Raw genomic sequence first — 24,529 nt, 5'->3', positions numbered from 1 at the left:
CGGCAGGGGCGGGGCTGGGGCGTGTCAGGGGGTGTCGGCGTTGGGGTCCGTGGCCAGCCGGTGCACGGCGGCCAGGGGGACCGGTAGCCAGTCGGGGCGGTGGCGGGCCTCGTAGAGGACCTCGTACACGGCCTTGTCGGTCTCGTACGCGCGCAGCAGCACGGGATCCGTACGCGGGTCGGTCCCGGCGACGTCCGCGTACCCGGAGCAGTACGCGGCCCGGCACAGGGTCGCCCATTCCGCGGCCGGGGGCCGGACGGAGTGCGCGGCATAGTCGAAGGAGCGGAGCATGCCGGCGACGTCACGGGCGACGGGCTGCGGCAGCCGCCGCTCGGCCAGCGGCTTCGACGGTTCGCCCTCGAAATCTATGAGGGACCACTCCCCGGAGGGCGAGCGGAGGCTCTGCCCGAGGTGGAGATCGCCGTGTATGCGCTGCGCGGTCCAGGTGCGCCCCTCCGCGGCGAGGTCGGCGAGCGCCTCGAAGGCCGTGTGCAGACCGGGGGCGTACGGCCGCAGCGCGGGGACGGCCTGGGCCGCGGCCTCCAGGCGCCCGGTCATCCCGGCGACGAGCGACTCCAGTTGCGGCCGCCCGAGGGTGACCGTGGGCAGGGCCCGCGCCAGCGCCCTGTGCACCTCGGCGGTCGTGCGGCCCAGGGCCCGTGCCTCGGCGGTGAAGTCCTCGCCCTTGGCCAGCACGTTCAGCGCCAGTTCCCAGCCGTCCGCCGCGCCGTGCAGAAACGGCTGGAGGACGCCCAGGACGTGCTGGCCTTCGGTGCCGGCGGTCCGGTCCAGCTCCGCCACCATCCAGGCCACCGGCGCGGGCACCCGGGGGCAGCCGACGCGGGACAGCTCCCTCGGCAGTTCGAGGTCGGGGTTGTCGCCGGGCACGATCCGGCGGAACAGCTTGAGAATGAACGTATCGCCGTAGACGAGGGAGGAGTTGGACTGCTCCGAGGTGATCAGGCGGGGCACCAGGCCCTCGGCGATGTCGTACCGGGTGTCCCGGCCGCAGCGCAGTGCCCCGACGTGGGCCTCGGACCGCATCGCCTCCAGGAGGACCCCGGCCAGCCGCGGGTCGTGCAGCGCCTCGTAGACCGTGCGTCCGGCCAACGGCCCCTCGGCCACGTGCCCGATCAGCGCGGGTGCCAGCCGTGGCGGCAGCGTCTCGCGTACGCCGAGCAGCAGCTGGTAGCAGTCGCCGGGGTGGGCCGGGGCTCCCTGGGACGGCACCAGCGGCTGGTGGGCGCGGACGAGGAGGTGGAGCAGCCCGGCCTTGGCGGTGCCCGTCGGCAGCAGCTCGGTGGCCGCCACCAGACTGAACCCGGCGACCGGCCGGCCCTTCCCCGCGAACCAGCGCTGCCGTGGCAGCCACTCCCGCAGCAGTGGCTCCAGGGAGAGGAGCAGCCCGGGGGGCGGTTCCGTGGCGGGCGGTGGAGCGGGACTTGGCGCGGTGGGGTGCGTGGCGGCTTCCGACATGGCCTCGCGTCCTTTCCCCGGGGGCGGGGTGTTCCTGTCTGCGTGCCCCGGGCGGGCCGGGAGAAACCGGCCCGCCCGGGGTTCGGGCCGGGCTTACACGGTGTCCTTCCGCAGGCGGAACCAGTAGAAGCCGTGGCCCGCGAGGGTGAGGAGGTAGGGGAGTTCGCCGATGGCGGGGAAGCGGACTCCGCCGATGAGTTCGACGGGGTGGCGTCCTTCGTGGGCGCGCAGGTCGAGTTCGGTGGGCTGGGCGAAGCGGGAGAAGTTGTTGACGCAGAGCACGAGGTCGTCGCCGTGTTCGCGGAGGTAGGCGAGGACGGAGGGGTTGGTGGAGGGGAGTTCGGTGTAGGTGCCCAGGCCGAACGCGGGGTTCTGTTTGCGGATCTCGATCATGCGGCGGGTCCAGTGCAGCAGCGACGAGGGGGAGGACATGGAGGCTTCGACGTTGGTGACCTGGTAGCCGTAGACGGGGTCCATGATCGTGGGCAGGGAGAGGCGGCCGGGGTCGCAGGAGGAGAATCCGGCGTTGCGGTCGGGGGTCCACTGCATGGGGGTGCGGACGGCGTCGCGGTCGCCGAGCCAGATGTTGTCGCCCATGCCGATCTCGTCGCCGTAGTAGAGGATCGGTGAGCCGGGCAGGGACAGCAGCAGGGCGGTGAAGAGTTCGATCTGGTTGCGGTCGTTGTCCAGCAGGGGGGCGAGGCGGCGGCGGATGCCGATGTTGGCGCGCATGCGGGGGTCTTTGGCGTATTCCGCGTACATGTAGTCGCGTTCTTCGTCGGTGACCATTTCGAGGGTGAGCTCGTCGTGGTTGCGGAGGAAGATGCCCCATTGGCAGCTTGAGGGGATCGCCGGGGTTTTGGCGAGGATTTCGGAGACGGGGTAGCGGGATTCCCTGCGGACGGCCATGAAGATGCGTGGCATGACGGGGAAGTGGAAGGCCATGTGGCATTCGTCGCCGCCGCTGGCGAAGTCGCCGAAGTAGTCGACGACGTCCTCGGGCCATTGGTTGGCTTCGGCGAGGATGACGGTGTCGGGGTAGTGGGCGTCGATCTCTTTGCGTACCCGTTTGAGGAAGTCGTGGGTGGCGGGGAGGTTTTCGCAGTTGGTGCCTTCCTGCTGGTACAGGTAGGGCACGGCGTCGAGGCGGAAGCCGTCGATGCCGAGGTCGAGCCAGAACCGCAGGGCGGAGATCATCTCTTCCTGGACGGCGGGGTTCTCGTAGTTGAGGTCGGGCTGGTGGGAGAAGAAGCGGTGCCAGAAGTATTGTTTGCGGACGGGGTCGAAGGTCCAGTTGGAGGCTTCGGTGTCGACGAAGATGATGCGGGCGTCGGGGAATTGTTTGTCGTCGTCGGCCCAGACGTAGTAGTCGCCGTAGGGTCCGTCGGGGTTGTTCCGTGATTCCTGGAACCAGGGGTGCTGGTCGCTGGTGTGGTTCATGACGAAGTCGATGATGACGCGCATGCCGCGTTGGTGGGCGGCGTCGACGAATTCGACGAAGTCGGCGAGGTCGCCGAATTCGGGGAGGACGGCGGTGTAGTCGGAGACGTCGTAGCCGCCGTCGCGGAGGGGGGATTTGAAGAAGGGCGGGAGCCAGATGCAGTCGATGCCGAGCCACTGCAGGTAGTCGAGTTTGGCGGTGAGGCCCTTGAGGTCGCCGACTCCGTCGCCGTTGCTGTCCTGGAAGGAGCGGACGAGTACCTCGTAGAAGACGGCGCGTTTGAACCAGTCCGGGTCCCGGTCCTTCTGCGGCGTGTCCTCGAAGGTGTCCGGAACGGGCTCGTTGACGATCATGATGTGGGTGACCCCCCGATCTGCGGGTTGGACGGTCGCAGGACGGTCAGTACGTGGGCGGGCGAGCGGCCCGGTTCAAGACGTACGTAGTTGTTCCTGCCCCAGGTGTAGACCTCACCGGTGAGCTCGTCTCGTACCAGCACGGACTCATGCCAGTCGAGGCCGAGGTGCGGCATGTCCAACGAGACCGTGGCCTCCTGGGTGTGGTGGGGGTCGAGGTTGACGACCACCAGAACCGTGTTCGAACCCGCCCGCTTCGAGTAGACGATCACCGCTTCCTGGTCGGCGTGGTGGAAGTGCAGGTCACGCAGCTGACGCAGCGCCGGGCTCCGGCGCCTGATCTCGTTGAGCTTGCCGATCAGTGGGGCGATGGTGCGTCCGTCGCGTGCGGCTGTGTCCCAGTTGCGGGGGCGGAGCTGGTATTTCTCGGAGTCGAGGTATTCCTCGCTGCCGGGTTTGAGGGGGGTGTTCTCGCACAGTTCGTAGCCGGAGTAGATGCCCCAGGTGGGGGAGAGGGTGGCGGCGAGGACGGCGCGGAGTTCGAAGGCGGGGCGGCCGCCTTCCTGGAGGAAGGCGTGGAGGATGTCGGGGGTGTTGACGAAGAAGTTGGGCCGCATGTAGGCGGCGGCCTCGCCGGCGAGTTCGGTGGCGTACTCCGTCAGCTCCTGCTTCGTGGTGCGCCAGGTGAAGTAGGTGTAGGACTGCTGGAAGCCGGTGGCGGCCAGGGTGTGCATCATCGCGGGGCGGGTGAAGGCCTCGGCGAGGAAGATGACGTCGGGGTCGGTGGCGTTGATGTCGGCGATGACCTGTTCCCAGAACACGACCGGTTTGGTGTGGGGGTTGTCGACGCGGAAGATCCGTACGCCGTGGTCCATCCAGTGGCGCAGGATCCGGGTGGTCTCGGTGATGAGGCCGGGCAGGTCGGCGTCGAAGGCGATGGGGTAGATGTCCTGGTACTTCTTGGGCGGGTTCTCGGCGTGGGCGATGGTGCCGTCGGGGCGGTGGTGGAACCACTCGGGGTGTTTGGAGACCCAGGGGTGGTCGGGGGAGCACTGCAGGGCGAAGTCGAGGGCGATCTCCATGCCGAGGCTGCGGGCCCGGGTGATGAAGTGGTCGAAGTCGTCCAGGGTGCCGAGGTCGGGGTGGACCGCGTCGTGGCCGCCCTCGGGGGAGCCGATGGCCCAGGGGACGCCGACGTCGTCGGGGGTGGGGGAGAGGGTGTTGTTGCGGCCCTTGCGGAAGGTCGTCCCGATCGGGTGGATCGGGGGCAGGTAGACGACGTCGAAGCCCATCGCGGCGATGGCCGGCAGCCTGCGGGCGGCCGTGCGGAACGTTCCGTGGGGCTGGGCGGGGGTGCCCTCGGACCGGGGGAAGAACTCGTACCAGGAGCCGAACAGGGCCCGTTCGCGTTCCACCAGCAGCGGCAACGGCTCGGAGGAGGTGACCAGCTCCCGCAGGGGATGACGGGCCAGGACCTCGTCCACCTCCGGCGCCAACGCCGCCGCCAGCCGGGAGGACACGGGCCTCGCGGTGTCCCGCAGCGCGTCCACGGCGGAGAGCAGAACGCTCCGTCCGCTCCGGCCCTCGGGGACGCCGTCGGCGGCGCGCTCGTGCAGACGCGCACCCTCCTCCAGGACGAGTTCGGTGTCCATGCCGGCCGGAATCTTGATGCGGGCGTGATGCCGCCACGTGGTGACCGGATCGCCCCAGCCCTCCACCGCGTACGACCAGACACCCTCGCTCGGTACGGAGACGGTGGCGCCCCAGCGGTCCGTGCCGGGGGCCAGTTCACGCATCGGGGCCCAGTCGGCCGGACGGCCCTCCGGGTCCCTGAGCACCACGTTCGCGGCGACCGCGTCGTGGCCCTCCCGGATGACGACGGCCGAGATCTCGAAGGCCTCGCCCACGACGGCCTTGGCCGGACGGCGACCGTGGTGAACGGTCGGCCGCACATCGACGACCGGTATGCGGCCGATGGTGGGGGCGCCCGGAGTCCCGGGGGTCTTCGAGGGCGGCGCGGCCGGCGCGGGCGGGCCCGCGTGCGCCGGGCGTGCGGGGCTTGCGGGGGCGCTCTCTGGAGTCACGTCGGTGGTACTGGTCGTCGGGGGTGGTGACGAGTGGTGCGTGGCGGGCATGACCGCTCCTGTCCGCGTCAACGTGGGTGGGCGGATAAGGGTGTGGGGAGGTGGGGCCAGCGGGACTACCGGTGAAGCCTTCCCACACGGTGCGGGTGGGCATTCCGGCACTTTGTTAACTACTCACGCGTATGTCTACACACAAGACCGGCCTCGTCCGAAAGGGTCGAGGCCGGTCACTGTAGTCGCTCTCGGTAAAGAGACCTTCACCTCCGGTGTTACGGACTCCTACGAACGGCCGACCTGAAGAAGCCTGTTCGGGGAGCCCGCCTTCCTCTCCTTCACCTTGCCCGAAACCGCTCGCTCAACCAGGGCCCCGGCCACGTCGGCCGGTGAGGCCCTCGGACGGTCGGCCAGATACAGGGCCGCCGCGCCCGCCGCGTGCGGTGCGGCCATCGACGTACCGGACCGGGTGGCCGTCCCGGTGTCACCGAGGTGGGAGGCGGAGGTGACGGACACGCCCGGGGCGAACAGGTCCAGGCTCGGGCCCCAGTTCGAGAAGCCGGCACGGACGTCCTTCCTGTCGGTGGCGCCGACGGTGATCGCCTGCTCGACGCGGGCGGGCGAGGAACCGCTCGCCGCCAGCCCGTCGTTGCCCGCGGCGACGGTGTAGGCGACCCCCGAGGCGATGGAGGCGCGTACGGCCGCGTCGAGCTGGGCGTTGGCGGGGCCGACGAGGCTCATGTTGGCCACGGCGGGCTTCCCGGCATGCCGGGTGACCCAGTCGACACCCGCGATGACCTGGGACGTCGTCCCGGCGCCGGCGTCGTCGAGCACACGGACGGAGACGATCCGGGCCTTCTTGGCGACGCCGTGCGTGGTGCCGGCGACGATGCCCGCGACATGGGTCCCGTGGCCGTTGCCGTCCTGTGCGGTCCGGTCGTTCTGCACGAAGTCCCAGCCGTCGACGGCCCGGCCGCCGAACTCCTCGTGCGTCACCCGTACGCCGGTGTCGATCACGTACACGGTGACGCCCCTGCCCGCCGACCGCGGCCCGGTGTAGCTCCTGTCGAGCGGAAGGTCCGGCTGGTCGAGGCGGTCCAGGCCCCACGCGGGCGGGCCGGGCCGTCGACGGCCGTCACGGGTGCGGTCGTAGGCGACCTTCGTGTCCTGGACGACGGAGGCCACGCGGGAGTCCGCCGCGAGGCGCCTGGCCCGGGTCTCGTCCGCCGTTATGGCGTAGCCGTTCAGGGCGGCGCGGTACAGGTGGCGTATGCGCACCCCGTACCTCGCGGCTATGCCCCTGCCCGCGGCCGACGTGGCCGGGACTCCCGCGTCGAGGGTCACGAGGTAACTGCCGCTGACGGAGCCGGGACCGCCCGCTCCGTGGACGAGCCCCTCCGCGGCGGCCCGCGCGGGCAGGGTGCCGGCCGCGAGCACCGCGGCCGTCACGACCGCCGTGAGCCCTCCCGCCCGGCGCACACGCCTCGCTCTTGCCTCTCCCGGGTGACGCATGTGTGGCCAACCCCCTCCTCGGACCGGGTGACGCCCGGGGGCAGCCTCTCGTGCGGCGTGGGACGCCACAAGGCCGCACCGAGGGAGGTAATCAGCCATATCCCCTGTGGGGTACATGCGCAGGTACGGCCGATTACCGCCGCCTCGCGGCCCGGTGCGGCGAATTCAGGACTGAACGCCCGGGAAGGGACTGCCCGACGGGGCGGCCGGGGTACGGATGCGCCGTAATCGCATACCGGGGGACGCCCCGTGGTTACCGGGCCCCCGCGCCGCTACCGTCGGGGGTGACGAACGGCGCACAGCGGAGTGCGTCCCCCCGGCCCGTACGTCCTGGCGCGAAGGTGGAACCCTCTGTGAAGGCCATCCGCAGATTCACCGTCCGACCCGTCCTGCCTCCTGCCCTGCATCCGCTCAGCGAACTGGCGCGCAATCTGCGCTGGTCCTGGCACGCGGAGACCCGTGACCTCTTCCAGTCGGTCGACCCCGAGCGCTGGGCCTCGTCCGGCGGCGACCCCGTGCGCCTCCTCGGTTCCGTCCCCACCCGGCGCCTCGCCGAACTGGGCGAGGACCGGCGCTTCCTGCGCCGGCTGACCGCCGCCGCCGACGACCTGCGCGACTACGTCGGCGGCGACCGCTGGTACCAGGCCCAGGCACAGACCTCCGAACTCCCGGCCGCCGTCGCCTACTTCTCGCCCGAGTTCGGCATCACGGCCGCGCTGCCGCAGTACTCCGGCGGCCTCGGCATCCTCGCCGGCGACCATCTGAAGTCCGCCAGCGACCTCGGCGTCCCGCTGATCGGCGTCGGACTGCTCTACCGGCACGGCTACTTCCGGCAGTCCCTGTCCCGCGACGGCTGGCAGCAGGAGCACTATCCGGTGCTCGATCCGCACGAACTGCCCCTGGTGCCGCTCCAGGAGGCCGACGGCTCGGCCGCCCAGGTCGGCCTGGCCCTGCCCGGCGGCCGCCGGCTGCACGCCCGGATCTGGCAGGCCCAGGTGGGCCGGGTGCCGCTGCTGCTGCTCGACTCCGACGTCGAGGACAACGACCTCGGCGAACGCGGCGTGACCGACCGGCTGTACGGCGGCGGCAGCGAACACCGGCTCCTGCAGGAGATGCTGCTCGGCATAGGAGGTGTGCGGGCCGTACGCGCGTACTGCCGGCTCACCGGCCACGCCGGGCCCGAGGTCTTCCACACCAACGAGGGCCACGCCGGCTTCCTCGGCCTGGAGCGCATCGCCGAACTCGGCGACGAGGGGCTGGACTTCGACGCCGCGCTGGAGGCGGTCCGCGCCGGCACGGTCTTCACCACCCACACCCCCGTCCCCGCCGGAATCGACCGCTTCGACCGCGAACTGGTCGCCCGCCACTTCGGCCCCGACGCCGAACTCCCGCGCATCGACGTGGGCCGCATCCTGGGGCTCGGCATGGAGACGTACCCCGACGGCGACCCGAACGTCTTCAACATGGCGGTGATGGGGCTCCGGCTCGCCCAGCGCGCCAACGGCGTCTCCCTGCTGCACGGACAGGTCAGCCGGCAGATGTTCTCCGGGCTGTGGCCGGGCTTCGACCCGGACGAGGTGCCCATCACCTCCGTCACCAACGGCGTGCACGCCCCGACCTGGGTGGCCCCGGAGGTGTTCCGTCTCGGTGCCCGGCAGATCGGCGCCGAACGGACCGAGGACGCCATGAGCGTCGGCGGCTCGGAGCGCTGGGACGCCGTCGGCGACATCCCCGACCAGGACATCTGGGAGCTCCGCCGCGATCTGCGCGAACAGCTGGTCGTCGAGGTGCGCGAGCGGCTGCACGCCTCCTGGCGTCAGCGTGGCGCCGGCACCGCCGAACTCGGCTGGATCGAGGGCGTCCTGGACCCGGACGTCCTGACCATCGGTTTCGCCCGCCGCGTCCCCTCCTACAAGCGTCTGACGCTGATGCTGCGCGACCAGGACCGTCTGACGGACCTGCTGCTCCACCCGGAGCGGCCGGTGCAGATCGTGATCGCGGGCAAGGCGCACCCGGCGGACGACGGCGGCAAACGCCTGATCCAGGAACTGGTGCGGTTCGCGGACGACCCGCGCGTCCGCCACCGGATCGTGTTCCTGCCCGACTACGGCATGGCGATGGCGCAGAAGCTGTACCCCGGCTGCGACGTCTGGCTGAACAATCCGCTGCGCCCGCTGGAGGCGTGCGGTACGTCCGGCATGAAGGCCGCGCTGAACGGCTGTCTCAATCTGTCCGTCCTGGACGGCTGGTGGGACGAATGGTTCCGGCCGGACTTCGGCTGGGCGATCCCCACGGCCGACGGCACGGCGACGGACGAGGACCAGGACCGCCGGGACGACGTGGAGGCGGCGGCCCTGTACGAGCTGCTGGAGCAGCGGGTCGCGCCGCGCTTCTACGAGCGCGGGCAGGGCGGTCTGCCCGACCGCTGGATCGCGATGGTCCGCGAGACCCTGACCCACCTGGGCCCGAAGGTGCTGGCGGGCCGCATGGTCCGCGAGTACGTCGAGCGCCTGTACGCCCCGGCCGCCCGCGCCCACCGCTCGCTGGTCCCGGACGCGGCCCGTGAACTGTCCGAGTGGAAGGCACGGGTCCGGGGAGCCTGGCACCGGGTGGGCGTGGACCATGTGGAGACCTCGGCGGCGCCCGCCGGCACGGCGGCCGAGCTGGGCGCGACGCTGGTGCTGCGCGTGAGGGTGGGCCTCGGCGAACTGGTCCCGGACGACGTCGAGGTCCAGGCGGTCTCCGGGCGCGTCGACTCCGACGACCGCATCACGGACGCCACGTATGTCCCGCTGAAGCCGGTGAACGGCCCCGACGAGGAGGGCCGCTGGGTGTACGAGGGTCCCCTGTCCCTCGACCGCACCGGCTCCTTCGGCTACACGGTCCGCATCCTCCCGTCCCACCGCCTGACGGCCTCCACCGCCGAACTGGGCCTGGTGACGGTGCCCTCGGAGGAACTGGGGGAGGGGGCGGGGGTGCTGCTGCGGTAGCACCGCTGCGACGTCCGGGCCCCGTACGGGTACGCCTGTGCGGGGCGCCGCGTCAGCCCTTCGCCTCCTCCACCAGCCGCCGCAGCACCACCCCGCACCGTCGCGCGTACGCCTGCTGCAAGCCGCGCGTCGCCGCTCCGCCCGCGCGGGCGTACCACTTCGCGGCCCGGCTGAAGGCGGTGACCGTGAGCCAGACCGTGCCGTCTCCCGTGCGGTCGACCACGAAGGACTCCTCGCCGCACTCCGGGTGGCCAGGGAGGGTGCCGTACGCCCAGCCCTTGCGGCGTGGCTCGTCCAGTGTGTAGACGACGCGGCAGGGGGCCTTGATCACGCCGCCGAGGGTGACCGTCACGTCGACGCCGGGGGCCGCCTCGGGGGCGGAGGTGTGGATGCCGACGCCCAGCGCGCGGTGCATCTCCCAGGTGCGTACGGCGTGCGCGGCCCGCTCGAACACGTCCGTGCCCTCGCCTATGCGGGAGCGGACGTGGAGGCGGTTGAAGTCGGGCGGGCAGTGACCCTCGCGGGTCGCGCCGACCGCTTCGTAGGTGAAGGGGCCCTCGGGGAGCGGGCCGTGTGATGCGGGCATGGCGCAAAGCCTAGGGCGGCACCCGGCGTCGCCTTCTCGCCGGGTACCGCCCCAGTCACCTATACCTGCACCACCACGTCAGGTCAGGCGTTGACGTTGACCGCCGCCCACGCCGCGTTCACCGCCGCGTACTCGGCGCTGGAGGCGCCGTACAGGGAGGAGGCCGCGTTCAGGGTCGCCGTGCGGGCGCCCTTGTAGTTGGTCGTCGAGGTCATGTACGTGCTCAGCGCCTTGTACCAGATCTGGATGGCCTTGGCGCGGCCGATGCCGGCGATCGTGGCACCGTTGGAGGTGGGCGAGTTGTACGAGACGCCGTTGATGGTCTTGGCGCCGCTGCCCTCGCTCAGCAGGTAGAAGAAGTGGTTCGCCGGGCCCGACGAGTAGTGGACGTCCAGGCCGCCGAGGGACGAGGACCAGTAGTTGGCCGACGAGCCGTCCTTGCTGGGCTGGTCCATGTAGCGCAGCGGGGTGCCGTTGCCGTTGATGTCGATCTTCTCGCCGATGAGGTAGTCACCGGGGTCGCTGGCGTTGGCCGCGTAGAACTCGACCGCCGTGCCGAAGATGTCGGAGGTGGCCTCGTTCAGGCCGCCGGACTCGCCCGAGTAGTTCAGGCGGGCGGTGTTGGCGGTCAGGCCGTGGCTCATCTCGTGTCCGGCCACGTCCAGCGAGGTGAGCGGCTTGGTGTTGCTCGTGCCGTCGCCGTACGTCATGCAGAAGCAGCTGTCGTCCCAGAAGGCGTTGACGTACGCGTTGCCGTAGTGGACACGGGAGTACGCGGCGACGCCGTTGTTCTTGATGCCGTTGCGGCCGAGGACGTTCTTGTAGAAGTCCCAGGTGACCTGGGCGCCGTAGTGGGCGTCCACGGCGGCGTTCTGGTCGGTCGAGGAGCTGGAGATGCTGCCGGTGCCCCAGACGTCGTCGGCGTCGGTGAAGAGCGTGCCGGTCGACGACGAGGTGGAACGGGCCTTGTTGTACGTCTTGTGGCCGCCGCGGCCGGCGTCCGTCAGGTTGTACGTGGAGCCCGACAGGGTCGTGCCGAGGGTGACCGAGCCGTTGTACTTGCTCTTGCCGGAGCCGGTCTGGACAGCCTCCCACTCGTACAGCTTCTTGCCGGTCTCCGCGTCGGTGATCACGTGGAGCTGCTGCGGGGTGCCGTCGTGCTGGAAGCCGCCGACGACCGTCTCGTAGGCGAGCGCGGGCTTGCCGCTCGCCGCCCAGACGACCTTGCGCGGGGCCTTGTCGGCCTCGGTCTCGGCGGAGCCCTCGGCCTTGGCGGCCTTCAGCGCCTGCTTCTCGGCGGTGGCCTTGGTGACGTCCGCGGTGAGGTCGGCGACCTTGACGGCGGCCTTGGTCGCTCTGGTGACGCTCTTGACGGCGCCGGCCTTGGACTCGTGGACGACCAGGTCGCCGCCGAGGACCGGGAGGCCGCCGAAGGTGCGCTCGTAGCGCGTGTGGACCGTGCCGTCGGCGTCCTTGATGACGTCGCGGACGACCAGTTCCTCCTTGGCGCCGAGACCTATCTCCTCGGCGGTCTCGGTCGTGGCCGCGTCCGCCTTCTTGATCAGGGCGGTGCGCGCGGCGGGGGTGAGCGCGACCGGGGCACCGGCGGGCTTGGCCTTGTCCGCGACGGGCGCGGGCTGGGCGGTGGCGCCCGTGGTCAGGCCGGTGGTCAGCAGCGCACCTGCGGCGACGGCGGTGGCGATGGCCAGCGTGGTGCGACGGCGACGCGCGTAGAACGGAGTCACTCATGCTCCTTGGTGGGGGAGGCCGGACGGCATGGGGCTGTCGTCCGGCGAACTGAAGTTACGAGTGCGGCGGGTGGGTGAAGCGTGCCAGCACGGCGCGTACATGTCAGGAGGGCAAGGTGATGTTGGCCGAAAATCAACGGTCCGGAAATGTTGCGGCCATGTAAAACGGCTCCGACCACGGCAAAGGCGCCATCAAGGCGCGGCAAAGCGGCCCCCGGGGAACGGCAAAAAAGGCGTCGCCCCGGGGAGTTGGATCCCCCGGGGCGGCGCCCTGTCGACTCACGCTCGCGACGGCCCCCGTGGACGAGGAGCCCTGCCGCGTCCTACGGGAACGTCAGCTTCCAGCTGTTGATGTAGCCGGTGTCGCGGGCCGCGTTGTCCTGGACCCGCAACTGCCACACACCGTTGGCGACTTCGGACGACGCGTTCACGGTGTACGTGGTGTTGATGTTGTCCGCGCTGCCGCCGGTGCCGTACGCCTTCAGCGTGTAGGCCGTGCCGTCGGGGGCGACCAGCTGGACCTGGAGGTCACCGATGTAGGTGTGGACGATGTCCACGGCGACCGCGAGGTTCGAGGGCGCGTTGCCGGTCCGGCCGGAGACGGTGATCGGCGAGGTGACCGCCGCGCCGTTGTCCGGAATCGATACGTCGGCCGCGTTCTCGAACGACGTACCGCCGCCCCCGCCGCCGCCGGGACGCGAGCCCACGTTGATGCCGGCCCACGCGTTCTGCACCGCCGTGTACTCGGCGGACGTGGTGCCGTACAGCTCACCGGCGACCGCGAGCGTGCCGGTGCGGGCCGCCGCGTAGTTGGTCGTCGACGTGAACTTCGTGGTCAGCGCCTTGAACCAGATCTGCTCCGCCTTGGCGCGGCCGATGCCCGTCACCGGGAGGCCGTCCGAGGTGGGCGAGTCGTAGTTCACGCCGTTGATGGTCTTGGTGCCGCTGCCCTCGGAGAGGAGGTAGAAGAAGTGGTTCGCGGGGCCCGAGGAGTAGTGCACGTCGATGTTGCCGATGCCCGAGTACCAGGCGTCCTTGGACGAGCCGTCCTTGCTGGGCTTGTCCATGTAGCGCAACGGCGTGCCGTTGCCGTTGATGTTGATCTCCTCGCCGATGAGGTAGTCACCGACGTCGGAGGAGTTCGCCGCGTAGAACTCGACCGTGGAGCCGAAGATGTCCGAGGTGGCCTCGTTCAGGCCGCCGGACTCGCCCGAGTAGTTCAGCCCGGCCGTGTTGGACGTGAGGCCGTGGGTCATCTCGTGCGCGGCCACGTCGATCGACGTCAGCGGGTTGGCGTTGCCCGAGCCGTCGCCGTACGTCATGCAGAAGCAGGCGTCCTGCCAGAACGCGTTGACGTAGTTGTTGCCGTAGTGCACGCGCGAGTAGGCGCCGACGCCGTTGCCGCGGATGCCGTTGCGGCCGTGCACGTTCTTGTAGTAGTCCCAGGTCAGTGCCGCGCCGTAGTGCGCGTCGGCGCCGGCCGACTCCAGGTTCGACGCAGAGCCGTTGCCCCAGACGTCGTCGGGGCCGGAGAACAGGGTCCCGGTGCCGGAGGTGCCGCGGTTGAGGTTGTACGTCTTGTGGCCGCCGCGCGCGCCGTCGGTCAGGTTGAACGTCGAACCGGACTGCGTGGTCGTGAGGTCGACCGAGCCGCTGTACACCGTGTTGCCGGTGCCGGTCTCGACCGCCTCCCACTCGTACAGCTTCGCCCCGCTGGTGGCGTCCGTGACGACGTGCAGCTCCTGCGGGGTGCCGTCGTGCTGGAAGCCGCCGACGACCGTCTCGTAGGCGAGGACGGGCTTGCCGCTCGCGGCCCAGACGACCTTGCGCGCGCTGTTGACCTTGGGGCTCTTGGCCTTCTCCGCCTTCGCGGCACCGAGTGCCTGCTTCTCGGCCCTGGCCTTGGTCACGGTGGGCGTCAGCGACGGCACCGCGATCTTCGCCTTGGTGGCCCTGACGACGCTCTTGGTGGCGCCCGCCTTCGAGGTCTTGACGACGAGGTCGCCGCCGAGGATCGGGAGGCCGTCGTAGGTCCGCTCGTACCGCGTGTGCACGGTGCCGTCGCGGTCCTTGACCACGTCACGGACGACGAGCTTCTCCTTCGAGCCGAGGTCCAGCTTCCCGGCCGTCTCCGCCTTCGTGGCGTTGGCCTCGCGTATCAGCTCGGCCCGCTGGGCGGGGGTGAGCTTCATCGAGACCGCGCCCGGGTTGGCCTTGCCCGACGCCGACGGTGCCTTCTCCGGGGCGGCGGACGCGGCGCCCGACTGGACGGCCGCGGCCAGCAGGGCGGTGACGGCGACGAGCGCGCCGGCGGCCGCGCGCCGACGGGCGCTGTGGCCGAAAGTGTTACCGGTGTGGGAGGTGCGTCTGTGGGACTGGCGTCTCAACACTGACTCCTTCTGCATGGCCGCGGCCGGCGCGGCCAGGGGAGACCGGACGGCTGGTGGCCGCCCGGGCAGAACAAGGTGAGAACTGGTGAACGCTTAAACCACATGTGTGGGGGGTGCTCCCGCGGCACGGCCGGCCCCGCTGTGAGGTTGCTGTGTCGCGGTTGTGGGCAGAGTGGCAGGAGACCGAGGCTCCTGTCAGGAGCGCGTCAAGAAGTTGGCCGGAAATCGTCCGTTGCCCGGTTGGTCATGTTCGCTATACGGACTGTTCGCCGTGTGTCGTGCGAGGTGCTCCGGCGCCTCCGCGGCCGTGCACTCTTTCAGCCGCTCGGCGAGGGGCGCGTGTGCGGCGCAGAACCACACCGCGTTCTCCGGATGCCCGACCCGGCCCTCCGCGTAGGGATGTTCGGCATGCTGCCGCGGGGCCCGCGGCCCCTCAGGACTCCCCCTCCCCGTGCCACCGCCGCCACAGCGCCGCGTACGCGCCCTGGGCCGCCACCAGCTCCTCGTGCGTGCCGAGTTCGGTGAGCAGACCGTTCTCCATGACGGCCACACGGTCCGCGTCGTGCGCGGTGTGGAGGCGGTGGGCGATGGCGATGACCGTGCGGCCGTGCAGGACGGCGGCGAGGGCGCGTTCGGTGTGGCGGGCGGTGGTGGGGTCCAGCAGGGCGGTGGCCTCGTCGAGGATGAGGGTGTGCGGGTCGGCGAGGACCACCCGGGCGAGCGCCAGCTGCTGGGCCTGGGGGGCGTCCGTGCGGCGGCCGCCCTCGCCGAGGCGGGTGTCGAGGCCGTCGGGAAGGTCGCGCACCCAGGCGTCCGCGCCCACGGCCGACAACGCCGCCCACACCTGCGCGTCCGTGGCCGCCGGTTCGGCGATCAGCAGGTTGTCGCGGACCGTGCCCAGGAAGACGTGGTGCTCCTGGGTGACCAGCACGACCTGGCGGCGCAGGCGTTCGGGGCCGAGGTCCACGACGGGAACCCCGCCGACCGTCACCGAGCCCTCCGTGGGCGCGTCGATACCGGCCAGGAGGCGGCTCAGGGTCGTCTTCCCGGCGCCCGACGGGCCGACCACCGCGAGCCGTTCGCCGGGACGGACCGTCAGATCCACGCCCCGCAGCACCTCACCGCCCCGGTCGTACGCGTAGCGCACCCCCGTCACGTCGATACGGTCGTCCGCCGGCTCCGGGGTCCCGGCGGACCCGGCGCGCGGGGCACCGGCCAGCCCCTCCACCCGGGCGAACGAGGCCCCGCTGCTCTGCAGCAGCTCCACCCGCATCAGGATCTCGTCGAGCGGACCGGCCAGCTGCTGCAGATACAGGGCCGCCGACACCACCGCCCCCAGGCTGACCGAACCTCGCGCCAGCAGCGCCCCGCCGAGCAGGAGGACCAGCACCTGCGGCACGAAGTACGAGACCTCCACACCCGGGAAGAACACCGTGCGCAGGAAGAGGGTGTGGAACCGGCGCCGCCGCGAGACCTCCAGCGCGTCCCGGCTCGCGGTGATCCGGCGGCGCTCCAGCCGCAGCGCCTCCACCGTACGAGCCCCCGACGCGGTCGCCGCGACGATCTCCGCGATCTCCGAACCGGCCGCGCCCTCCGCGAGATACCCGGCGCGTGCCCGGCGCAGATACCAGCGCAGCACCACCGCGATACCGCTGAGACCGGACAGCGCGCACAGCCCGAGCAGCGGGTCCAGCGCGAACACCGCGCCGATCAGGAACACCGCCTGCACCGAGCTGATCAGCAGCTCGGGCCCCACGTCCCGCAGCGTCCTGCCGACCGCGTCCACGTCCGCCGTGCCGCGCGCCGTCAGATCACCGGTCCCCGCCCGCTCCACCACCGACGCCGGCAGCGCCAGCGTCCGGTCCACGAACTCCTCCCGCACCCGCGCCAGCGTCCGCTCCCCGAACCGGTGCCCCACGTAACGGGCCCAGCGCGCCAGCAGCAACTGCGCCCCCGCGCACAGCAGGATCGCCGCCGCCAGCCGGTCCACGACCGCGACACCGCCCCCGCCGCGCACCTCGTCGATGATGCGGCCCAGCAGCCACGGCCCGGCCAGCCCCAGCGCGGCCGCGGCCCCGTTCAGCCCCAGCACGGCCAGGAACGCCCGCCCGTCGGCCCGCACCAGCCGTACGGTGGCCCGCCGTACGGCGGCCCGGTCGGCGACGGGCAGCCGGCCCGCGGCAGGGGGTGTGAGTTCCGTGGTCACCGCAGGGCCTCCTCGACCGCGCTCTCGTCGGCGTCTCCCTCTTCCCCCGCGTCCCGCGCCACCAGCGCCCGGTATCCCGGCTCGGCGTCCAGGAGTTCACGGTGGGTGCCGCGGGCGGCGACCTTGCCGTCGACCAGGTGCAGGACGGTGTCCGCGTGGTCGAGGACCAGGGGCGAGGTGCTGGTGACCAGGGTCGTACGGCCCGCCCGGGCGGTCCGCAGCCGCTGCGCGACCCGCGCCTCGGTGTGCGCGTCGAGCGCCGACGTCGGCTCGACGGCGAGCAGGATCTCGGGATCGGCCACCAGCGCCCGCGCCAGCCGTACCCGTTGGCGCTGACCGCCCGAGAGGTTGCCGCCCCGCGCGTCGACCGCCGCGTCCAGACCGTCCGCCAGGCCCTGGACGATGTCCTCGGCCACGGCCGCGTGCAACGCCCGCGCGGCCGTGGCGTCGTCGACGTCGCCGTGCCCGCCGAGCAGGTCCCGCAGCCGGCCCGCGAACAGGTCGGCCTCGTGGTCGGCGACCAGGATCCGCGCGCGGACCTGCGCCAGCGGGATCGCGTCCAGCGGGGTTCCGCCCCAGGTCACCGCTGTCGGCGCGTACCGGCCGAGCCGGTCCACCACCGCCGCCGCGTCGGCCGGCCGGTCGGCGGCCAGCGCGACCAGGCGCCCCGGCGGCACCCGTACCCCCGACACGGGGTCGTGCAGCGCCGAGGGCTCGGCGGGCGCGTCCGTGGTGCCGTGGTCCGGCAGCGGCTCCAGAGACAGGAACCGGATGACGCGCCGCGCGGCCACCACCCCGCGGCTGACCTCGTACCCCCAGTCGACGAAGTACGACACCGGCCGCACCAGCACGGTGACGTACCCGTACACCGCCACCAGCTCGCCCACCGTGATGGCCCCCTGGGCGGCGAGCCGGGCCGCGAGCCAGGTGACCACCGCCAGGAAGACCGTCGGCAGCCCCACCCCGACCGCCTGCATCCAGCTGGTCACCGCGCCCACCCGGTAGCCCTGCGCCCGCAGCCGCTGCGAGTCCCGGTGGAACGCGTCGGCGACCAGCCCCTTGCCACCGAGCCCGTTGAGCACCCGCAGACCGCCCGCGAGATCCGCGATCCGCGCGGTCAGCACGCCCTGCCGCTCCCGGTACTCCGACTCCGTGCCCTGCAGCCGCCGCATCAGCGGACCCACGATCACGGCGATCAGCGGCATCCCCAGCAGCACCACCCCGGCGACGGGCAGGGACACCGACACCAGCAGCCCCGCGACCACCAGGTACGCGGCGAGCGCACCGGCCCCCGGCCCGATGACCGTCAGCGAGGCGGAGATCGTCTGGACGTCGCCCACGCCGATCGTGACGACCTCCCCGGCGCCGACCCGGCGCGGCAGCGCCGCCCCCAGCCGGACCGCGTGCGCCATCACCACCTTCACCGTGCGGAAGTTGGCGTCCATCCGGACCCGGGTCATCGTGCGGTGGCGCATGATGCTCAGCCAGGCGTTGAAGGCGCCCACCCCGAACAGCGCGGCCGTCCAGCCGGCCAGCGCCGACCGGTCACCGGGTTCCAGCCCCTCGTCGATCGCGCGGGAGAGCAGGTAGGGGGTGGCCGCCAGCAGCACCATCCACACACAGGAGATCAGCGAGCCGAGCGCGGAACGGCCCGCCTGCCGCTTGACCAGCCACCACAGATACCGGGCACCGCCCCGGCGGTCGGGCGTGCCGGGGTCCTCGTACGCGTCGATCATCGGCCCCCGATTCGTGTCGCTCTGTTCGGCTGGGTGGGTTTCTCGGACGCCGCTACGCCAGGCTGTCCCGCCAGGCCCGGTGCAGGTCCGCGAACCTGCCGGTGCCGGCGATCAGCTCCGCCGGCGTGCCGTCCTCCACGATCCTGCCGTGTTCCATCACCAGGACGCGGTCGGCGATCTCGACCGTGGACAGCCGGTGGGCGATCACCACGGCCGTACGGCCGCGCAGGACCGTGGACATGGCGCGCTGGACCGCGCGTTCGCCCGGCACGTCGAGCGAGCTGGTCGCCTCGTCCAGGATGAGGACGGCCGGGTCGGCCAGCAACGCCCGCGCGAACGCCACGAGCTGGCGCTGTCCGGCGGAGATACGGCCACCGCGCTTGCGTACGTCGGTGTCGTAGCCGTCGGGCAGGGCGGCGATGAAGTCATGGGCGCCGATGGCCTTCGCGGCATGCTCGATCTCCTCGCGGCCGGCGTCGGGGCGGCCGATGGCGATGTTCTCGGCGACCGTGCCGGAGAACAGGAACGACTCCTGCGTCACCATGATCACCCCGCGCCGCAGTTCGGGCACCGGGAGGTCGCGCAGGTCGACGCCGTCGAGGAGCACCCGCCCGGACGAGGGGTCGTAGAAGCGGGCCACCAGCTTGGCCAGGGTCGACTTGCCGGCGCCGGTGGACCCGACGACCGCCACCGTGCTGCCCGCCGCGAGGGTGAGGCCGAAGCGGGGCAGGATCTCGCCGCCGGTGCGGTAGGCGAACCGCACGTCGTCGAAGACGACCTCGCGGCCCGGCATGTCACGGGACGCCGCCGGCAGCTCCTTCGGCGCGGCGGGCTCGGGCACCGACGGGGTCTGGGCCAGCAGACCGGCGATCTTCTCCAGCGAGGCCGCCGCCGACTGGTACGAGTTGAGGAACATGCCGAGCCGGTCGATCGGGTCGTACAGCCGCCGCAGATACAGCACGGCGGCCGCCAGCACACCCAGCGCCAGCGTCTGCGAGGCCACCCGGTACGCGCCCCACAGCACGATCGCCGCGACCGTCACGTTGGCGACGACACGGGAGCACACCACATAGCGGGCCATCTCCAGGATCGCGTCGCCGTTCCTGCGCTCGTGGAGCCGGTTCAGGGCCGCGAACTCCGCGTCGTTCGCGGCCTCGCGGCGGAACGCCCGTACCGGCCGGATGCCGTTCATCGTCTCGGCGAACTTCACGATCACCGCGGCGATCGCGGTGGACCGGGCCGTGTAGACGCCTGCGGCGCGCCGCCGGTAGGAGCGCACGAACCCGTACAGCGGCACGAACGACGCCAGCGCGGCCACGCCCAGCCCGAGGTCGAGCCAGAGCAGCATGGCCGAGATGTAGACGGAGGCGAGGATCACGCCGATGAGTTCCTGCAGCCCCTCGTCGAGGAGTTCGCGCAGCGACTCGACGTCCGTGGTGGAGCGGGAGATGAGCCGGCCCGAGGTGTACCGCTCGTGGAAGTCGATGCTCAGGGCCTGCGCGTGCCGGAAGATCCGGCCGCGCAGATCCAGCAGCACGTTCTGGTTGACCCGCGCGGACGCCCCGATGAACGCGAACTGCAGCCCGCCGGCCGCCAGCGCGCACGCCAGGTACCCGGCCGCCACCGCGACCAACGGCCCCTGCCGGCCGTCCCGGAGCGCCGGCACGGCACTGTCGATGGCGTACGCCACCAGCAGCGGGCCCGCCTGCACCGCCGCCTGCTGGAGCAGGAGCAGCACGCTCGCGACGATCACGCGGGTGCGCATCGGCGCGAGGAGGGAGCGCAGCAGCGTGCGGGTGGCGCCCGGGGGAGTGGGCAGGTCGTCGTGGTCGAACGGGTCGTCGGCGGACGCCTCGCGAGGGGCAGCGGAGGGGTCGCCGCCGGCCGGCCTCTCCGGGCCGCCGCCTCCGACGGCCGTGCCCTGCGGCTCGTCGTCCGGTTCCCTGTCCGGCGCGGTGGTCGTGGGCGCCGTCATCGCTCGTCCTCCTCGGTCCCGGACATCAGATGGGCGTACTCGGCGTTCGTACGCAGCAGTTCCTGGTGCGTGCCCACCGCGGTGATCCGGCCGCCGGAGAGCAGGGCCACACGGTCGGCGAGCAGCACCGTCGACGGGCGGTGCGCCACGATCAGGGCGGTCGTCTCCGCGAGCACGCGGCGCAGTGCGGCCTCCACCGCGGCCTCCGTGTGCACGTCGAGCGCCGAGAGGGGGTCGTCCAACACCAGGAAGCGGGGGCGGCCGACCACGGCCCGCGCCAGCGCGAGGCGCTGCCGCTGGCCGCCGGAGAGGCTCAGGCCCTGCTCGCCGACCTGGGTGGCGGTGCCCTGGGGGAGGGCGTGCGCGAACTCCGCCTGGGCGATGGCCAGGGCGCGGTCCAGCTCGGTCTCGCCCGCGTCCGGGTGGGCGCCCATCAGGACGTTCTCACCGACGGTCGCCGAGAACAGGGTGGGCTCCTCGAAGGCGACGGCGACCTTCGCGCGCAGTTCCTCGCGGGACATCGCGGTGATGTCCTCGCCGTCCAGCGTGATGCGGCCGGAGGTGACCTCGTGGAGGCGGGGGACGAGCGCGGTCAGGGTGGTCTTGCCGGAGCCGGTGGCGCCGACCAGGGCCATCGACTCGCCGGGGCGGATGTGGAGGTCGACGCGGTCGAGGGTCGGGGTGGTGCCGGGGCCGGCGTCGGGGTACCGGAAGGTGACGTGGTGGAACCGCAGCCCGCCGTCCCGGGCCCCGGCGGACCCGTCCACCGAAGTCGACGAACGGACCCGCCCGTCGGACCGTGCGGACCGCCGGCCACCGGAAGCGGGGTCGGGGACGGAGGCAGGGGCGGCCGAGGCGGCCGCCGCGCCGACGGTGGCAGCGGCGTCCGCCGGGGCGGGGGCGCCCGCCGTGGTGCCGGTGCCTGTGCCGGAAGCGGCAGTCGGCCTCGCGACGTCGGCCGCCCCGACACCCGCAGCCGCGCCCGCCATGACAGCGATGTCGGTGGCCGTGGTAGCCGGGGGCGCGGGCTCTGCCGACGACTCCGGCTTCTCGTCCATCACCTCGAAATACCGCTCCGTCGCCGTCGCCGCCTCCTGGCTCATCGCCAGCAGGAAGCCGATCGAGTCGACGGGCCAGCGCAGCGCGAGGGCCGTGGACAGGAACGCCACCAGCGTGCCCGCCGACAGGACGCCGTCCGCGACCTGGACGACACCGAGGACGAGGGCCGCCCCGATCGCCAGCTCGGGAAGCGTGATGATGACGCCCCAGATCACCGACAGCAGACGGGCCTTGCGCAGTTCGGTGCCGCGCAGGGTCCGGGACAGCTCCCGGAAGGCGCGGGCCTGGCTGCGGTGGCGCCCGAACCCCTTGACGATGCGGATCCCGAGGACGCTCTCCTCGACGACCGTGGTGAGGTCGCCCACCTGGTCCTGGGCCAGACGCGCGACCTCGGCGTACTTCCGCTCGAAGATCACGCAGGTGACCATCACGGGAATCGCCGGACCCAGGATGACCAGCCCGAGCGTCCAGTCCTGCACCAGCATGATGATCACGCCGACCACAATGGTCACCGCGTTGACCAGCAGGAACGTCAGGGGGAAGGCGAGGAACATCCGCAGCAGCATCAGATCCGTCGTGCCGCGCGAGAGCAGCTGCCCGGAGGCCCAGCGGTCGTGGAAGGAGACCGGCAGGCGCTGCAGATGACGGTAGAGGTCCGCGCGCATCGACGCCTCGACCCCGGCGAGGGGCCGCGCCACCAGCCAGCGCCGCAACCCGAACAGCAGCGCCTCGGTCAGACCGAGCAGCAGCAGGTACAGCGCCCCGAGCCACACACCCGCCGGGTCCCGGTCCGCGACCGGCCCGTCGACCATCCACTTCAGCACCAGCGGGATGACCAGGCCCACGCAGGAGGCGACTATCGCGACGAGCGCGGCCACGGACAGCCGCGCCCGCACCGGCCGCACGTACGGCCACAACCGCAGCAGCGTACGTACGGCGGACCGGCCCCCGGCCTTCTCGGGCGCCTTCGCCCTGTCGAGGTCCTCGGGCTCGGGGACCGTCTCGGGTTCCAGTGACTGGTCGGGTTCCTCGGCGGTTGCACGTGTCGTGGCCATCAGCAGCGAGCCTACGGATCGCCACTGACAACGCCCACCGAGTTTTGGCCGGACCGCCCTCGGCCGTGAGTCCTACGACCCACGCGGTCCCGGAGGCGAAAGGCGAGACCAGCGGGGTCGTAGCGGCCCATCGACCGATCGGTTGATGCCCGTTCGAGCGCGACGGCCGATGCGCGCACCCGTGCGCGGCCGGGATTCTCGACCCATGCCACACACGTCGTCCACATCCGTCATCGAGGTCACCGGCCTGCGCAAGGCCTACGGCGGCCGCAACGTCGTCGACGGGGTCTCCTTCAGCGTCGCGGAGGGCGAGATCTTCGGGATCCTCGGCCCCAACGGCGCCGGCAAGACCACCACCGTCGAATGTGTCGAGGGCCTGCGGGTGCCCGACGCGGGCCGGGTCCGGATCGCCGGCCTCGACCCCGTCGCCGAGCACGAGGCCACCCGCCTGGTGCTCGGCGCGCAGCTCCAGGAGAGCGAGCTGCAGGCCAAACTCACCGTCCGCGAGGCACTGGAGCTGTACGCCTCCTTCTATCCCGACCCGGCCGACTGGCGGCCCCTGGCCGAACGCCTCGGCCTGACCGCCCGGCTCGGCACCCGGTTCGCCAAGCTCTCCGGCGGGCAGAAACAGCGGCTGTTCATCGCGCTCGCGCTCATCGGCAATCCCCGGATCGTCGTCCTGGACGAGCTGACCACCGGCCTGGACCCGCGCGCCCGCCGGGACACCTGGGAGCTGATCGAGGACATCCGCGCGGGCGGGATGACGGTCCTGCTCGTCACCCACTTCATGGAGGAGGCACAGCGGCTGTGCGACCGGATCGCCGTGATCGACCAGGGGCGGATCGCCGCCCTGGACACCCCGGCCGGGCTCGTCCGGCGCTCGGCGGGCGCCACCGTCATCAGCTTCACGCCCTCCGCCCCGCTGGACGACCGTGACCTGAACGCGCTCCCGGCGCTCGCGGCGATCGCGCACAAGGACGGCCGTGTCACCCTCTCCGGCACCGACGAGACCGTGAACGCCGTGCTCACCCTCCTCGCCCGCACGCACATCACCGCCCACCAGCTCCGGGTCGCCGACGCCACGTTGGACGACGCCTTCCTCGACCTGACGAAGACCGGCGCGAGCACTGGCGCCGAGGAGGCAGCCGTATGAGCACCACCCTCGTCAACACCGCCGTACTCCGCAGCGAGACCCGCCTCATCCGCAGGGAACCCGGCAGCCTCTTCTGGATGCTGGGATTCCCCACCCTCCTGCTGGTGATCCTCGGCTCGATCCCGTCCCTGCGCCAGGCCGACCCGGACTTCGGCGGACTGCGCCCGGTCGACGGCTACGTCCCCGTGGCCGTACTGCTCGGCCTGATCGTCGGCGGGCTGCAGGCCATGCCGCAGACCCTCACCGGCTACCGCGAACGCGGTGTGCTGCGCCGGATGTCCACGACCCCGGTCCGGCCCGCCGCCCTGCTGTCCGCCCAGATGTTCCTCTACGGGGGCGGAGCCCTGCTCTCGGCGCTGCTCGTCCTCGCGGTGGGCCGGCTCGCCTTCGACGTGCGGCTGCCCGAGCAGCCCTTCGGCTACGCGCTCGCCCTGCTCCTCGCCGTCCTCGCGGCCCTCGCGCTGGGCGCCGTGATCTCCGCACTGTCCCGCACCGCGAAGATCTCGGCGGCGATCGGCTCCGCCGTGTTCTTCCCGGCGATGTTCTGCGCGGGCGTGTGGATGCCGGTGCAGACCATGCCCGACGTCCTGGCCCGGTGCGTCGGCTACACCCCGTTCGGCGCCGCCGCACAGGCCCTGAACGAGGCGGCGGCGGGCCACTGGCCCGGCTGGGACCACCTCGGCGTCCTCGCCCTCTGGACGACGCTGCTCACCTTCGCCGCCTCGCACTGGTTCCGGTGGGAGTAGGCGCGCAGCCGTGCAGACTGGGGAG

The 24,529-nt window shown here is 72.0% G+C and carries 14 protein-coding genes; 3 read left to right on the top strand and 11 right to left on the bottom strand.

Features of this window, described 5'->3' with window-relative positions:
- Positions 1-24 precede the first annotated feature (24 nt).
- The 4 genes from SCAB_RS13275 to SCAB_RS13260 form a co-directional block, all read right to left on the bottom strand.
- A complete protein-coding gene (locus SCAB_RS13275; RefSeq protein WP_013000581.1) occupies positions 25-1,476 on the bottom strand; it encodes a maltokinase N-terminal cap-like domain-containing protein in 1,452 nt (483 codons plus the stop codon).
- A gap of 93 nt (positions 1,477-1,569) precedes the next feature.
- Positions 1,570-3,270 carry a maltose alpha-D-glucosyltransferase gene (gene treS / locus SCAB_RS13270; protein ID WP_013000580.1) on the bottom strand — a complete coding sequence of 567 codons (1,701 nt, stop codon included), beginning with the start codon at positions 3,268-3,270 and terminating at the stop codon, positions 1,570-1,572.
- The gene (locus tag SCAB_RS13265) at positions 3,267-5,405 is read right to left on the bottom strand and encodes an alpha-1,4-glucan--maltose-1-phosphate maltosyltransferase (RefSeq protein ID WP_041669161.1); all 2,139 of its coding nucleotides are present in this window, start codon (positions 5,403-5,405) and stop codon (positions 3,267-3,269) included. The genes treS and SCAB_RS13265 overlap by 4 nt, the downstream gene beginning before the upstream one ends.
- A gap of 228 nt (positions 5,406-5,633) precedes the next feature.
- Positions 5,634-6,860 (bottom strand): S8 family peptidase, encoded by a 1,227-nt coding sequence (locus SCAB_RS13260; RefSeq protein ID WP_037722816.1) that lies wholly within the window; start codon positions 6,858-6,860, stop codon positions 5,634-5,636.
- 353 nt (positions 6,861-7,213) lie between these two features.
- On the opposite strand from SCAB_RS13260, the gene SCAB_RS13255 reads away from it, so the two are divergent.
- Positions 7,214-9,850 carry a glycosyltransferase family 1 protein gene (locus SCAB_RS13255; protein ID WP_037722817.1) on the top strand — a complete coding sequence of 879 codons (2,637 nt, stop codon included), beginning with the start codon at positions 7,214-7,216 and terminating at the stop codon, positions 9,848-9,850.
- A 52-nt stretch (positions 9,851-9,902) separates the two neighbouring features.
- On the opposite strand, the gene SCAB_RS13250 is transcribed toward SCAB_RS13255, so the two are convergent.
- The 7 genes from SCAB_RS13250 to SCAB_RS13220 all read right to left on the bottom strand — a co-directional run bounded on the left by SCAB_RS13250 (position 9,903) and on the right by SCAB_RS13220 (position 22,605).
- The gene (locus tag SCAB_RS13250) at positions 9,903-10,436 is read right to left on the bottom strand and encodes a DUF1990 family protein (protein WP_013000576.1); all 534 of its coding nucleotides are present in this window, start codon (positions 10,434-10,436) and stop codon (positions 9,903-9,905) included.
- 83 nt (positions 10,437-10,519) lie between these two features.
- Positions 10,520-12,181 (bottom strand): M4 family metallopeptidase, encoded by a 1,662-nt coding sequence (locus SCAB_RS13245; RefSeq protein WP_013000575.1) that lies wholly within the window; start codon positions 12,179-12,181, stop codon positions 10,520-10,522.
- A 326-nt stretch (positions 12,182-12,507) separates the two neighbouring features.
- Positions 12,508-14,589 carry a M4 family metallopeptidase gene (locus SCAB_RS13240; RefSeq protein ID WP_013000574.1) on the bottom strand — a complete coding sequence of 694 codons (2,082 nt, stop codon included), beginning with the start codon at positions 14,587-14,589 and terminating at the stop codon, positions 12,508-12,510.
- 418 nt (positions 14,590-15,007) lie between these two features.
- Positions 15,008-16,780 carry an ABC transporter ATP-binding protein gene (locus tag SCAB_RS13235; protein WP_013000573.1) on the bottom strand — a complete coding sequence of 591 codons (1,773 nt, stop codon included), beginning with the start codon at positions 16,778-16,780 and terminating at the stop codon, positions 15,008-15,010.
- Positions 16,777-18,516 carry an ABC transporter ATP-binding protein gene (locus SCAB_RS13230; protein WP_013000572.1) on the bottom strand — a complete coding sequence of 580 codons (1,740 nt, stop codon included), beginning with the start codon at positions 18,514-18,516 and terminating at the stop codon, positions 16,777-16,779. The genes SCAB_RS13235 and SCAB_RS13230 overlap by 4 nt, the downstream gene beginning before the upstream one ends.
- Positions 18,517-18,568: 52 nt before the next feature.
- The gene (locus SCAB_RS13225) at positions 18,569-20,491 is read right to left on the bottom strand and encodes an ABC transporter ATP-binding protein (RefSeq protein ID WP_013000571.1); all 1,923 of its coding nucleotides are present in this window, start codon (positions 20,489-20,491) and stop codon (positions 18,569-18,571) included.
- A complete protein-coding gene (locus SCAB_RS13220; protein ID WP_013000570.1) occupies positions 20,488-22,605 on the bottom strand; it encodes an ABC transporter ATP-binding protein in 2,118 nt (705 codons plus the stop codon). The genes SCAB_RS13225 and SCAB_RS13220 overlap by 4 nt, the downstream gene beginning before the upstream one ends.
- A 205-nt stretch (positions 22,606-22,810) precedes the next feature.
- Here SCAB_RS13220 and SCAB_RS13215 point away from each other — a divergent pair, with 205 nt between their 5' ends.
- Both SCAB_RS13215 and SCAB_RS13210 read left to right on the top strand, forming a co-directional pair.
- On the top strand, positions 22,811-23,758 hold the full coding sequence (locus tag SCAB_RS13215) for an ABC transporter ATP-binding protein (protein WP_013000569.1): 948 nt from the start codon (positions 22,811-22,813) through the stop codon (positions 23,756-23,758).
- Entirely contained in the window at positions 23,755-24,504 is a 750-nt protein-coding gene (locus SCAB_RS13210; RefSeq protein ID WP_013000568.1) for an ABC transporter permease, read from the top strand. Before SCAB_RS13215 ends, SCAB_RS13210 begins: the two co-directional genes overlap by 4 nt.
- Positions 24,505-24,529 lie beyond the last annotated feature (25 nt).

Source organism: Streptomyces scabiei 87.22 (assembly GCF_000091305.1).
GTDB classification, from domain to species: Bacteria; Actinomycetota; Actinomycetes; order Streptomycetales; family Streptomycetaceae; genus Streptomyces; species Streptomyces scabiei.
Note: the sequence above shows the minus strand (reverse complement) of the source record. Positions and strands in the feature narration are given on the sequence as shown.

Bases quoted from the DNA above. Each gene is read 5' to 3' on its own strand.
- SCAB_RS13275 (WP_013000581.1), bottom strand. From the start codon at position 1,476: ATGTCGGAAGCCGCCACGCACCCCACCGCGCCAAGTCCCGCTCCACCG.
- treS (WP_013000580.1), bottom strand. From the start codon at position 3,270: ATGATCGTCAACGAGCCCGTTCCGGACACCTTCGAGGACACGCCGCAG.
- SCAB_RS13265 (WP_041669161.1), bottom strand. From the start codon at position 5,405: ATGCCCGCCACGCACCACTCGTCACCACCCCCGACGACCAGTACCACC.
- SCAB_RS13260 (WP_037722816.1), bottom strand. From the start codon at position 6,860: ATGCGTCACCCGGGAGAGGCAAGAGCGAGGCGTGTGCGCCGGGCGGGA.
- SCAB_RS13250 (WP_013000576.1), bottom strand. From the start codon at position 10,436: ATGCCCGCATCACACGGCCCGCTCCCCGAGGGCCCCTTCACCTACGAA.
- SCAB_RS13240 (WP_013000574.1), bottom strand. From the start codon at position 14,589: ATGCAGAAGGAGTCAGTGTTGAGACGCCAGTCCCACAGACGCACCTCC.
- SCAB_RS13230 (WP_013000572.1), bottom strand. From the start codon at position 18,516: ATGATCGACGCGTACGAGGACCCCGGCACGCCCGACCGCCGGGGCGGT.
- SCAB_RS13225 (WP_013000571.1), bottom strand. From the start codon at position 20,491: ATGACGGCGCCCACGACCACCGCGCCGGACAGGGAACCGGACGACGAG.
- SCAB_RS13220 (WP_013000570.1), bottom strand. From the start codon at position 22,605: ATGGCCACGACACGTGCAACCGCCGAGGAACCCGACCAGTCACTGGAA.
- SCAB_RS13215 (WP_013000569.1), top strand. From the start codon at position 22,811: ATGCCACACACGTCGTCCACATCCGTCATCGAGGTCACCGGCCTGCGC.
- SCAB_RS13210 (WP_013000568.1), top strand. From the start codon at position 23,755: ATGAGCACCACCCTCGTCAACACCGCCGTACTCCGCAGCGAGACCCGC.